The following is a 12,450-nucleotide window of genomic DNA, read 5'->3' as shown; positions in this document are numbered from 1 at the left end:
CGCATTCTTAAAAGGAGGAAGCCATGACTTTCAACCTCACCCAAAACAATCAGCAAAACCGCCAAATCAGGCTCGCCAGCCGTCCGCACGGCAAGCCGACGGATAGCAATTTCGAATGGGCCAGCACTGATATCCCCCAGCCCAATCAAGGGCAAATGTTGTTGCGAACCCTTTATTTATCGCTCGACCCCTATATGCGCGGCCGTATGAGTGATGCGCCGAGCTATGCCCCGCCTTTGAATATCGGCGATGTGATGATAGGCGGCACGGTTTCGCAAGTTGTCCGCTCGAATATTGAGAGTTTTCAGGCAGGCGATATTGTGGTCGCCCAATCAGGCTGGCAGGATTACAGCCTCAGCAATGGCGAGGGCGTGTATAAACTGCCCAAAGATATGCCGCATCTTTCCTATGCCTTGGGCGTATTGGGTATGCCGGGCTTCACCGCCTATATGGGGCTTACTGATATCGGCAAACCGCAAGCGGGGGAAACTTTGGTTGTGGCAGCGGCGACCGGCCCGGTGGGCGCAACCGTCGGCCAAATCGGCAAACTGAAAGGCTTGAATGTTATCGGTGTGGCCGGCGGCGCCGAGAAATGCCGCTTTGCCGTTGAAGAATTGGGCTTTGATCAATGCCTCGACCATTATGCCGATGATTTTGCCCGGCAGCTGGCCAAAGCCTGCCCGAAAGGTATTGATATTTATTATGAAAACGTTGGCGGCAAAGTATTCGATGCCGTGATGCCGCTGCTAAACACCCACGCCCGCATTCCCGTTTGCGGCTTGGCCTCACAATACAACCGAACCGAACTGCCCGACGGCAAAGACCGCCTAAGCGCATTAATGGGGCTGATTCTCGTTAAACAGCTAACGGTGAAAGGTTTTATTATTTTTGAAGCCTATCCCCAACATTTCACACCGTTTTTAGAAACCATGGGCAACTGGCTGGCAGAGGGCAAAATCAAAACCAAAGAACACATCATCAACGGTTTGGAACACGCCCCGCAAGGCTTTGTTGATATGCTTTACGGCCAAAACTTCGGCAAAACAGTGGTTAAAGTAGCGGATATAGATTAACCGCTCAACCATTACTAAAAAATTCAGCATTAATATGCCCGAATAAATATCGAAAAGGAAACATCATGATTCGTTTACATCATTTAAATCAATCGCGTTCACTCAGAATCTTATGGCTTTTAGAAGAATTGGGCGTGCCCTATGAAGCCGTTCCTTATCAGCGCAACGCCGAAACCCACCTTGCCCCCGACCGCCTAAAAGCCGTTCACCCTCTTGGCAAATCTCCGGTGATTGAAATCGACGGCAAGGTATTTGCCGAATCCGAAGCCATTACCCAGCTGCTTATCGAACGCTTCGCCCCCGACCGCCTGCGCCCTGCCATAGATAGCCCCGAATACGGCTATTATCTGCAATGGATCGCATTTTCCGAAAGCTCATTGATGCTGCCGCTGCTATTGGAATTGTTTACCCATGCCGCAGGCGTGGGCGATAATCCTTTCCTCAGCCAATATATCGGCGGCGAAAAGCAAAAACTGCTCAGCTATCTCAACGATTCGCTGGCAGGCAAACGCTATATTGTCGGCGACCGCCTCAGCGGAGCTGATTTTATGCTCAGTTTCGATCTGGTTATTCTGGAAAGCAAAGGGCAATTGGAAGACTATCCCCATATCAAACAATATGTTCAGCATTTATCCCAGCTCGAAAGCTATCAACGCGCTATGCAAATCGAAGCCAAACTGGATACATCGAAGCAATAACGGTACGGCTTAATATACCGTTTTGAATAAACAAAAGGGCGGCTAAAAATATCTTTAGCCGCCCTGCTTATGAATATCGGGTTAATGCCATCCAACCTAGTTGAACCTGCTCTTATAAAGGGTAAGGACGCTGCTTGGTTTGCACCGATACCCATTGGTAAGTTGTAAACTCATCAAAGGAAAGATGACGTCCAATAATGATATTTCTTTGAATATTTAAAGAAATATGAAGCAGATTATCCCTAAATGCCCAACTCAGCCGGCAAAGCATTGCCCGCCGTATCGCCCCTCAACGTTAAAACCAAACACATATTTATTCAAGGCCAATATTCCGTGTTTACAAGTAATTTCCTAAACTTGCACTATGATTAATATAGTATCTACTTCAACAAAGCCTTATTGAAAATACAAACAACAAAGGCCGTCTGAAAAGTTTTCAGACGGCCTTTGTTGTTTTCTGATGTTTGAATGGTTAAATTCGTAAAGTATGTTCTATCGGTATTGTTTTGAATAGTTAGAAAAATAAAAATGAAGCATAAATTAATTTTAATATGAAAATATCCCTCTAATTAATGATATAATTTACATGCTTATTCTGATTTTGGGAATAAGGAATTCAGTAAACTGTCAAGTTCTACGCAGGCCTCTAGACCCGCGTAAAGCAATGACACGACTATCAACAGGAAACGAATGGCATAATTTGTCATAGTGACCTCTCTGGTTGACTGATAATAAATCATCTCTAGTATGTAGCGGTCCGCATAAAGCCGTATTAACACGGTGATATGTAAAATGGCGCTTCTTTCTCAAAAAAGAGAGTGTCGGCTATACTAAGAGGCTAAACTGAAAACAGTTAGGATCACCGCAATCCCGCCTCTTAGTTTTGCTAATCTAATTTCAAACATAATAGAAAATATGAATGACTATCCTTGGTTTAAAAAACGTGGGTATCTACATTTCGATTCCCCTATGAATGAAGAACAAGCGTATAAGCTTGTTTCATCTCCTCGAAATGTTATAACAAATAGTTTTTATCCATTTATTTCACATAAGTTATCAATTCCAAAATTAAAAAAAGACGAAGATGGAAAATTAACTCGTGATCCTAAACCAAGAGAAATATCCTATGCCTCTCATAAAGATAGCCACATATTTAGCTACTATGCATATTTACTGAATGAAAAATACGAAGAATTACTAAAGAATGAGTTTAAAAGCATCAATAATTCTGTATTAGCTTTCAGAAAATTAGGGAAAAATAATATCGATTTTGCTTTTCAAGCATTTAAATATATTAAAGAAGTGAAGAATTGTACTGCTATTGCTCTTGATATATCTAATTTTTTTGGTAACTTAGATCATAAAATATTAAAGGAAAAATGGTGTAAAGTGTTAGGTAAGGAAAGATTACCCGATGATCATTTTTCTGTATTCAAAGCAATTACTCAATATACTACTATCTCTAGAGATAAAATATATGAAGAATTCAACATTTCTCTTCATACACCTCGAAGCAACAATAGAAAGAAAATTTGCTCACCAAAAGAATTTCGGGAATTGCGAAATAAAAATCGCACTTTATTTGAAAATAAATTATTTATTTCAAATAAAAATAAAGGAATTCCTCAAGGCTCTCCAATCAGTGCATTACTATCTAATATTTATATGATTGATTTTGATATCAAATTAAATAAAAAAATCATGGAATTACAAGGTTTATATTTAAGATATTGTGATGATATTTTATGTATAGTACCAACATCAGAAATACATAATATCAAAGAATTTATTGAGAAAGAAAAAGAATTTATTGAGAAAGAAATTGATAATCTAAATTTGAAAATCAATTCCAAAAAAACAGAAATTATATCTTTTGAGTATGATCTTAATAAGCAAAAAATCATCAACGAGAAAAGGTTACAATATTTAGGCTTTATTCTTCATAATGAATCTATTACTATTCGCCCAGCTGCATTTACAAAATACTCAAGAAAAATGAAAAGAGGGGTAAGTTTAGCAAAGCAGACTCAAAGGAAATATAATAGAATCCGTCAAAAAAATAATCAAGATAATAAAGAATTATTTAAGAAAAAGTTATACACAACCTATTCCCATTTTGGAAAGAGAAATTTTATTTCTTATGGAAAAAAAGCTGCTAAAACTATGAACTCACCACAAATTAGAAAGCAATTAAAACCATTATGGAAAAAACTTCAATCCAAAATTGAATCAGAATAAATCTATAAAACATATCATTACAATTTTTTAAGCGATGCATATTAAATACTACAAGGCCGTCTGAAACCCTTTCAGACGGCCTTTGCCATTATCCCAATACTAAATCAAGGATTAGCTTCCAAAATCGTTTGCGCCTGCTGAGAAATAGTATCCAAGTCAAACAATCCTGTGCCGACAAATGCGCCCATTAGCAATCCGCCAATCAATATTGTCGCGATAAAATAAACAATATAACCGAGCAACGTCTGCCAGCCGGTTCTGCCGCTGAGTTTTATCAGGCCGATCACTTGTACCCAGAATACCCATATCTGCCAAAATAGGCCGAATGTTGCCAGTGCGGGGATATAAAACAGAATCAGCAGCGGTGCGGTGAGGGCTTCCGTAGCTAATATAAAACCCCGCCATGAGATTTGAGGGGCACCGTAATAATGCAGTACACCGCCCATCGCGCGGGTGAGTATCAGGTATTTTAATACGGTCAGTAAAACGGCAAAAACAACGGCGGCGCTGCTTTTTCCGAAGATGGGCGCCATAGAGGCGGCGTTAACAAAGCCGAGCAGCAGCAATACGGCGATATAAACAATTAGGGTGTAACGGTATTCGGTCGGGGCTTTATAGCGCAGGCGCAGTAAATCCAACATATCCCGCAAAAGTTGATACAGCATAATCAGGTCGTTCTATATAGAGTGAAGATAGAATGCGCATTGTAGCCTAAAAACGGCTGCTTATACGGCTTTGCAGATAGATAAATCATTTTATCTGGCTGAGGCCGTCTGAAAGAGAAATTACACCGGAATCTGTTTCAGACGGCCTAACGGTATGGTATATATGGTCGGATACCTTATAATAACAAGCATATTTTTCATACCCTATTAAAAACAAAATACAAAGGAGAAACTTTCCATGAACTACTCCCCGCAAATTAAAATCGCTGCGGTGTATTACCGTGGTGGTACGTCTAAAGGTGTTTTCTTCAAACTGGGCGACTTGCCCGAAGCGGCGCAACAGCCGGGCGAGGCGCGCGATAAAATTTTATTGCGCGTATTGGGCAGCCCCGATCCTTATGGCAAGCAGATCGACGGTTTGGGCAATGCCAGCTCTTCCACCAGCAAGGCGGTTATCTTAGATAAAAGCACGCGGCCGGATCATGATGTCGATTATCTGTTCGGCCAAGTGTCTATTGATAAGCCGTTTGTCGATTGGAGCGGCAATTGCGGCAACCTTACCGCCGCCGTTGGCGCGTTTGCGATTGAAAACGGTTTGGTCGATACGGCCAAAATTCCTGAAAACGGCGTTTGTACGGTGCGTATCTGGCAGAAAAACATCAGCAAAACCATTATCGCCCATATTCCCATCACCAACGGCCAAGTTCAGGAAACGGGAGATTTCGAGCTGGACGGCGTCACCTTTCCCGCTGCCGAAATCAAAATTGAGTTTTTGGATCCGGCCGACGGCGAGGGCGATATGTTCCCCACCGGGCAGATTGTGGATGAATTGGATGTGCCGGGTATAGGCCGTCTGAAAGCCACTATGATTAATTCGGGCATTCCCACCATTTTTGTCCGCGCCGCCGATATCGGCTATACCGGCACGGAATTGCAGGATGATATCAATAATGATGCCGCCGCTTTGGAAAAGCTGGAAACCATCCGCACTTACGGCGCATTAAAAATGGGCTTAATCAGCGACCCTGCCGAAGCGGCCACCCGCCAACACACCCCCAAAATCGCTTGGGTTGCCGAGCCGAAAGACTATACCGCCTCAAGCGGCAAAGCCGTGCGCGCGGCCGATATTGATGTTTTAGTACGCGCCATGAGCATGGGCAAACTGCATCATGCCATGATGGGCACCGCTTCCGTCGCCATTGCCACCGCTGCCGCCATTCCCGGCACGTTAGTGAATCTGGCCGCAGGCGGCGGCGAACGCAGCGAAATACGCTTCGGCCACCCTTCCGGCACATTACGCGTCGGCGCAGCCGCCGAACAGCAAAACGGCAAATGGACGGCCACCAAAGCCATTATGAGCCGCAGCGCGCGCGTGATTATGGAAGGTTATGTCCGCATACCGGGCGACAGTTTTTAAACTGCTTAAGTGAGCAATATGAAGGTTCATACCCTTGCTTTTATAGCCTATCCGGCATTGCCCGCCCCATGCCCTATTTTTTGTATGGTTGGAGTGCCGGATAAATAACCCTACAAAAAAGGCCGTCTGAAAGATAATGTTTCAGACGGCCTTTGCAATCATTCAATCAACTAATATTTAAGCTTTCAATACTGCGCTGATTTTGCGGATAATTTCATTCAAAGCTACGGCTTGCGCTTGATTTTCACGGCGGTCGGCATATTCTACATTGCCCTCTTTTAAGGCGCGGTCGCCGATAACGATACGGTGTGGAATGCCCAATAATTCGCTGTCGTTGAGCAATACACCGGCGCGTTCGTCGCGGTCGTCTAGCAACACATCAATACCTTGTTCGGAAAGTTCGGCATAAATCTTATCAGCCGCTGCTTTTACCGCTTCGGATTTTTTATAGTTCATCGGCACAATCACCACAGCAAACGGCGCCATAGCTTGCGTCCAAATAATGCCGCGCTCGTCATTGTTTTGCTCGATGGCGGCGGCCACAATGCGGGTGATGCCGATGCCGTAGCAGCCCATTTCCATTACTTGCGATTTGCCGTTATTGTCTAAAACCGTGGCATTCATGGCTTGCGAATATTTATCGCGTAATTGGAACACATGGCCGACTTCGATACCGCGCGCCAGTTTCAGACGGCCTTTGCCATCGGGGCTGGGGTCGCCCTCAACCACATTGCGTAAATCGACAAACACCGGCTCGGCCGCATCGCGCCCGAAATTAAAGCCGGTATAGTGATAGTCGTCTTCATTGGCACCGGTTACCCAATCCGCTGCTTTTTCAACGGCATAATCGGCATAAACTCTGCCTTTAAAGCCAACCGGGCCGAGTGAGCCGCCGTTGGCGCCGAACGCATTGCGAATGGCTTCGGGCGATGCCATCGTTAGCGGTGATTTTACGCCTTCGAGTTTTTCGGCTTTGATATCGTTAAACTCATGATCGCCGCGCAATAGCAACAGAACCAAATCACCCTCTTCTTCACCCGCCACCACAATGGATTTCAGTGTTTTTTCGGCAGGAATATTTAAAAAGGCGGCCAAATCGGCAATGGTTTTGGTGTTCGGAGTGTTCACTTTGGTGAGTGTTTCGGCTGCGGCAGCACGGTCGCCTTGAAGCGGCAGCGTCGGTGCCAATTCAACATTAGCGGCAAAATCCGATTCGTCGCTGTATGCAATCACGTCCTCACCGCTTTCGGCCAACACTTGGAATTCATGCGAACCGGTGCCGCCGATACTGCCGGTATCGGCCGCAACCGGGCGGTAGTTTAAGCCCAAGCGGTTGAACACGCGGCAATAGGCGTCATACATCGGCTGATAGCCGTCTTTCACCAAAGATTCATAATCGGTATGGAATGAATAAGCATCTTTCATCACAAATTCACGGGCACGCATCACGCCGAAACGCGGGCGCACTTCGTCGCGGAATTTGGTTTGAATATGGTAGAAATTTTTCGGCAGTTGTTTGTAGCTGGTGATTTCCTTGCGCACAATATCGGTAATCACTTCTTCGCAAGTCGGCCCCATACAGAAATCGCGGTCGTGGCGGTCTTTCAGGCGCAGCAGCTCTTTACCGTAAAACTCCCAACGGCCGCTTTCCTGCCACAGCTCGGCAGGTTGCACCACGGGCATTAGCAATTCCACCGCACCGGCGCGGTTCATTTCTTCGCGCACAATATTTTCAACTTTACGCAATACGCGCAAACCCATCGGCATCCATGTGTATAAACCCGATGCGTTGGCTTTAATCAGGCCGGCACGCAACATCAGTTTATGGCTGGCAAGCGTGGCTTCGGCAGGTGCTTCTTTTAAGGTGGAAATAAAAAATTGGCTGGCTTTCATTTTGGCTTTACAGATAGAAAAATAAAAGAGGGATTGTACCGCAAAGTGTCTATGCGGCGGGGGATTTACAGCGGATTTTTATTGCCAAACACAATTCATCCGCATATTCCAAAACCGATTACTTATCAGGCCGTCTGAAATTTTCAGACGGCCTAATGTTGTTTTTTTAGACATTATAAAATCTATGCTGCCATTAATATTTAATGTTACAAAAAATAATTTCTATAAAAAAAATTTCAATAAGAAATACTTATAAAAATAAAATTTCAAATCCTCGAAATATCTTTTTTTTGCTTACAAATATCTTTACATATTTAATTTTGGTTAAGAATTGCTTTTTAATGCAAACAATAAGATAATAACAATATCTTGATAGTTATTATTTCTAAGTTTATATGCTTAATAAATATACTGAATCCGCACTATTGGGGAATATCGGTTTCAGACGGCTTCAAGATTATTTTCTTTTTTGTTTATATTAATAAAACAAGCTTTTATATCCCAAAGATATCAAAAGCACCATAAAAGGACTTAACACATGAAAACGGTAAAAAACATTTTTGTACTCACTTCTACAATGGCTGCTTTACTGGCTTCTGGTAATGTTGCGGCTGAAGAAAAAACAGCAGATTTCTATGTCACGATTCGAATCACTCCGGTTTGTGAAGTTGTCACAAGCACAGGCAGTAAACCAACTCAAGAAGCAACCGCACCGTCGGCAGGCGCAGACATTGATTTTGGAGAATATCCATCTAATCACACAAACAATGTAGACAAACAAAGTAAAGGCAACAGCACTTCAGCAATTCAAGTTAAATGTAGCCAAGGTTTGCCATATAACATCGCACTGACCCCTGAAACTGAAGATGACACATCAGGAGGCGGGAAAATGGTTTCAATAACGCCTACGACAAACTCTGAAAAAATCGCCTATAAATTATTTCAAAATACCGAAAGAAATCAGGCTTGGGGGAATCAACCTACCAATATGTTATCCGCTCAAGGACAAGGTTTCAAAACAGCGGTTAATCATATCGTTTATGGTCGTGTAGCAGGCGATCAGTTTGACAAACCTGTCGGCCGTTATGCGGATAAAGTAACCGTAACGGTTAAATATTAATAAAAAATACTTAATACAAGCAAAAATATGCAATGGTCTAAACTCAAACCCGTTCTCACCGGCATCGCGCTAAGTGCTTTCGCATTCGGTAGCCATGCCGCCGGGCTGCAAATCAGCCCGACCGGGCTTTCCCTGCCCGCCAAACAGCGGGCGGGTATTTTCACCCTAACCAATACGGACAGTGCACCTTTAACCGCGCAAGTGCGTGTTTACCGTTGGACTCAAGACGAAAACGGTCAAGACGTGCTCACGCCTACCCGTGATGTGATTGCCAGTCCGCCTATGGTGAAGTTGGCCGCAGGCGGCGTACAGCAATTCAGGGTTATCCGTGCACAACCGGCGAAAGCGGCAGAAGAAGCCTACCGTTTGGTAGTTGATGAGCTGCCCGCACCGGATAAACAGCCTCAAAAAGGTTTGCAGTTTGTATTGCGTTATTCCGTACCATTGTTTTTAAACCAATCTGAAGACCCAAACACACAGCTTCAATGGGAGGCTGAGGCATCCGGCGGCAAAGTTATTCTGAAAGCCAAAAATATCGGTGCCGCCCATGCCCAACTCAGCCATATTGTTTTCAACCGTGCGGCCGACAATACCGATAAAAATCTGGTTGCCGGGCTGGCAGGCTATATATTGCCGGGTAAAACCGGACAATACACCTTAGATATATCACCCGCCGCTCTGCGCCAAGGTCAATTATCCGTTACCGTTAACGGCCGCCCTACCCGACCGGAGGTTCGGTTTGCAGCCCCTTAATGCTGCCTTTCCTTTAAAGCAAACTGTTTACGGCATTTTGTTGTGTTTCTGTACATCGGCATTCGCCACACAACAAAATCTGCCGCAAACAGCTGCATACTCTGAAGAGTGGCTACCCGTCTATCCACAAGTATCGGTAAACGGTCGTGTTTCAGACGGCCTGTTTCCTTTTATGTCGGATAACGGACGGATTTTTGTACAAACCGACACATTATACGCATTAGGCATAAACATTCCTGAAACTGTTTTACAACAAGCAGTTACGCGTAAAAAAAGCCTAAACAGCAATACCGAAACCACCACAGCAAACGAGCCTGTTCTATCGGCAGCACCGTCTGAAACCCAAGGCCAAACTGAAGAGGCAGCAACATCTGCCGCATCCGAACCCACCCAAACCATACCGAAAAGCAACACGGCCGCATCCGATACCCAATCCCATGATATAGAAACATGGGCAGAATTAAATACGCTTACAGGGTTGGATGTTAAATATAATGCCGCCCAACAAACCCTTGCCCTAACCGCACCGCTTGACTGGCTAAACCTGCCCACCACCGTTATCGGCCAAAAACCAGAACGGGCTTATGATATTGCCAAGCCCGGCTTTGCCGGCATTCTTAATTATGATGCCAATATCACCCGCAACAGCAACGGCGGCACAACTCAAGGTATATTGGCCGAAGCACGTTTTACCACACCTGCCGGCTATTTAAGCCATCAACAAATCTGGAGCCGTACCCGCTTTTCAGCGGAACGCACCAACACCCAAAACCGTAATGTCCGTTTGGATACTTTTTGGCGTAGCGTGTGGCCGGAACGGGGTTTGATTATGACTGCGGGCGACCTAACCACCGGCCAAACAGGCATTTCCGGCAGCGCCCGTATCGGCGGTTTCAAACTGGAACACTCCTACAGAACACAACCTTGGCGCAATACAACGCCGTTACGCGCTTATGTCGGAGAAAGCACACTGCCCGGCACGGTCGATTTATATTTAAACGGTGTCAGACAATACAGACAAGATGTAGCTGCCGGAGAATATGAAATTACCCTGCCGCCCTCTATCAGCGGCCGGGGAAACGCCCAAGTTGTCGCTACCGATATACTGGGGCGCACCGTTGTGGTGGATATGCCCTTATACGGCGGCAGCGGCATGTTGGCCAAAGGTTTGAACGAATGGTCGCTAGAAGCCGGCTATCTGCGCAAAAACTATGGCCTGAAGTCTTTTGATTATGATAAACAACTTGTCGGCAGCGGCACATTACGCTACGGCCTCACTAATTTTGTTACTACCCAACTTCATGCCGAAGGCGGTGGCGGCTACCGCCGTTTCGGGCTCGAAGCCAACACGGTATTGGGCTCATTAGGGCAACTGAATCTCAGCCATGCACAAAGCTTTTTCAAGCAACACAAAGGCAAACAAAGCAGTATTTTCTTCAGCACCCAATACGGCAATTGGACGTTTGGTTCCGGCTGGAGCAGCACCGACGATGCTTTTACCGGATTCAACGCATTGCTCGCCCCCTCGGAATACCGCCCCAAACCGCTGAAAAGACACACCGCTTCCGTATCCGTCGGCTGGCACAATGAATCTTTAGGATCGTTTAATCTTTCCTATCTGCGCCTCAAATCCGACCACGATCAAATCGATAAAACCGGCACATTCAGTTGGAGCCGCAATATCGGCCGCCGTGCCAGTATTTTTATGAGCGCTTCCAAATATTCCGGTGAAAACAGAAACCATCACAGTGTTTACGGCGGTATTTCACTGAGCTTCGATAAAGGTTACTCAGCTTCCATCAACGCACGCAAAGAGAGCGATCACGGCAACAGCTACCGCGTGGCTTTAAATAAATCAGGCAGCGGGGTCGGCAGTACTTCATGGAATATCGGTTGGGAACAACAAAATAATACCAATGGCAGCAATAGAGGCCGTCTGAATGGTTTTATCCGCCATGAAACCCAATACGGCGATGCCCGTGCCGGCCTTTACCATACACCTCAATCCACCCACTGGGATGCCGGTTGGCGCGGCGGCTTGGTCTGGATGCGGGGCGGACTGTTCCCCACCCGCAACATTTACGACAGTTTTGCCGTTGTCAGCACGGCAGGCATGGCGAATATACCGGTATCGCTTTCAAATAACTATATCGGCAAAACCAACCGCAACGGTTTATTGCTGGTGCCTAGTTTATCGGCCTACCAAAAAAATATGCTGAGTATCGACATTACCGATTTACCGCAAGATATCCAAACCGAACGCGCCCGTATCGAAGCGGTTCCGTCGGAACGTTCCGGTATGGCGGTAGACTTCAAGCTCAACCGGATGCAGGCCGCATCTATGATTTTAAAAGATGAAAACGGCAGTGTGTTGCCCGCCAACAGCACCGTTTTTCATACGGACGGCACCCCTGTTGCCGTGGTAGGTTTCGACGGCCAAACCTTCATCGAACATTTGATATCCGGCAACAATACTTTCGAAGTATCGCTGCCGGAAGAAGGTGGAATATGCCGTTTTAATATTGACTATCAGGCAAAAAGCCATCTCGGCAGCCTGCCCGATTTAGGTGAAATCTTATGTATCAGACAATAA

At 45.4% G+C, this 12,450-nt stretch carries 9 protein-coding genes; 7 read left to right on the top strand and 2 right to left on the bottom strand.

Translation table 11 applies throughout. From position 1 onward, the window contains the following. Window positions 1–23 precede the first annotated feature (23 nt). The 3 genes from D0T92_RS04685 to drt2 all read left to right on the top strand — a co-directional run bounded on the left by D0T92_RS04685 (window position 24) and on the right by drt2 (window position 4,009). Window positions 24–1,073: an NADP-dependent oxidoreductase gene (locus tag D0T92_RS04685; protein WP_151050684.1), complete on the top strand. Its 1,050-nt coding sequence runs from the start codon at window positions 24–26 to the stop codon at window positions 1,071–1,073. A gap of 65 nt (window positions 1,074–1,138) precedes the next feature. Next, window positions 1,139–1,771 (top strand): glutathione S-transferase family protein, encoded by a 633-nt coding sequence (locus D0T92_RS04680; RefSeq protein ID WP_151050682.1) that lies wholly within the window; start codon window positions 1,139–1,141, stop codon window positions 1,769–1,771. Window positions 1,772–2,686: 915 nt separating this feature from the next. Beyond that, on the top strand, window positions 2,687–4,009 hold the full coding sequence (gene drt2, locus D0T92_RS04675; RefSeq protein ID WP_151050680.1) for an antiviral reverse transcriptase Drt2: 1,323 nt from the start codon (window positions 2,687–2,689) through the stop codon (window positions 4,007–4,009). A gap of 104 nt (window positions 4,010–4,113) precedes the next feature. Here the strand turns inward: drt2 and D0T92_RS04670 are convergent, their stop codons facing one another. Next, complete coding sequence (locus D0T92_RS04670; protein WP_151050678.1) at window positions 4,114–4,674, bottom strand: hypothetical protein; 561 nt, start codon at window positions 4,672–4,674, stop codon at window positions 4,114–4,116. 238 nt (window positions 4,675–4,912) lie between these two features. Here D0T92_RS04670 and prpF point away from each other — a divergent pair, with 238 nt between their 5' ends. Beyond that, entirely contained in the window at window positions 4,913–6,091 is a 1,179-nt protein-coding gene (gene prpF / locus D0T92_RS04665) for a 2-methylaconitate cis-trans isomerase PrpF (protein ID WP_151050676.1), read from the top strand. Window positions 6,092–6,268: 177 nt separating this feature from the next. Here prpF and D0T92_RS04660 read toward each other — a convergent pair whose 3' ends face one another. Beyond that, window positions 6,269–7,984 carry a proline--tRNA ligase gene (locus D0T92_RS04660; RefSeq protein WP_151050674.1) on the bottom strand — a complete coding sequence of 572 codons (1,716 nt, stop codon included), beginning with the start codon at window positions 7,982–7,984 and terminating at the stop codon, window positions 6,269–6,271. 538 nt (window positions 7,985–8,522) lie between these two features. Between D0T92_RS04660 and D0T92_RS04655 the strand changes: the two genes are divergently transcribed. The 3 genes from D0T92_RS04655 to D0T92_RS04645 are packed head-to-tail and all read left to right on the top strand — an operon-like array spanning window position 8,523 to window position 12,450. Further along, a complete protein-coding gene (locus D0T92_RS04655; protein ID WP_151050672.1) occupies window positions 8,523–9,104 on the top strand; it encodes a Csu type fimbrial protein in 582 nt (193 codons plus the stop codon). Window positions 9,105–9,131: 27 nt separating this feature from the next. After that, complete coding sequence (locus D0T92_RS04650; protein ID WP_151050670.1) at window positions 9,132–9,857, top strand: fimbrial biogenesis chaperone; 726 nt, start codon at window positions 9,132–9,134, stop codon at window positions 9,855–9,857. Next, window positions 9,844–12,450, top strand: a complete 2,607-nt coding sequence (locus D0T92_RS04645) for a fimbria/pilus outer membrane usher protein (protein ID WP_151050668.1) — start codon at window positions 9,844–9,846, stop codon at window positions 12,448–12,450. Before D0T92_RS04650 ends, D0T92_RS04645 begins: the two co-directional genes overlap by 14 nt.

Source organism: Neisseria zalophi, assembly GCF_008807015.1.
GTDB lineage: Bacteria > Pseudomonadota > Gammaproteobacteria > Burkholderiales > Neisseriaceae > Neisseria > Neisseria zalophi.
This window is presented reverse-complemented; position numbering and strand designations above follow the sequence as displayed.

Coding starts and splice junctions, on each gene's coding strand:
- D0T92_RS04685 (WP_151050684.1), top strand. CDS start 24: ATGACTTTCAACCTCACCCAAAACAATCAGCAAAACCGCCAAATCAGG.
- D0T92_RS04680 (WP_151050682.1), top strand. CDS start 1,139: ATGATTCGTTTACATCATTTAAATCAATCGCGTTCACTCAGAATCTTA.
- drt2 (WP_151050680.1), top strand. CDS start 2,687: ATGAATGACTATCCTTGGTTTAAAAAACGTGGGTATCTACATTTCGAT.
- D0T92_RS04670 (WP_151050678.1), bottom strand. CDS start 4,674: ATGCTGTATCAACTTTTGCGGGATATGTTGGATTTACTGCGCCTGCGC.
- prpF (WP_151050676.1), top strand. CDS start 4,913: ATGAACTACTCCCCGCAAATTAAAATCGCTGCGGTGTATTACCGTGGT.
- D0T92_RS04660 (WP_151050674.1), bottom strand. CDS start 7,984: ATGAAAGCCAGCCAATTTTTTATTTCCACCTTAAAAGAAGCACCTGCC.
- D0T92_RS04655 (WP_151050672.1), top strand. CDS start 8,523: ATGAAAACGGTAAAAAACATTTTTGTACTCACTTCTACAATGGCTGCT.
- D0T92_RS04650 (WP_151050670.1), top strand. CDS start 9,132: ATGCAATGGTCTAAACTCAAACCCGTTCTCACCGGCATCGCGCTAAGT.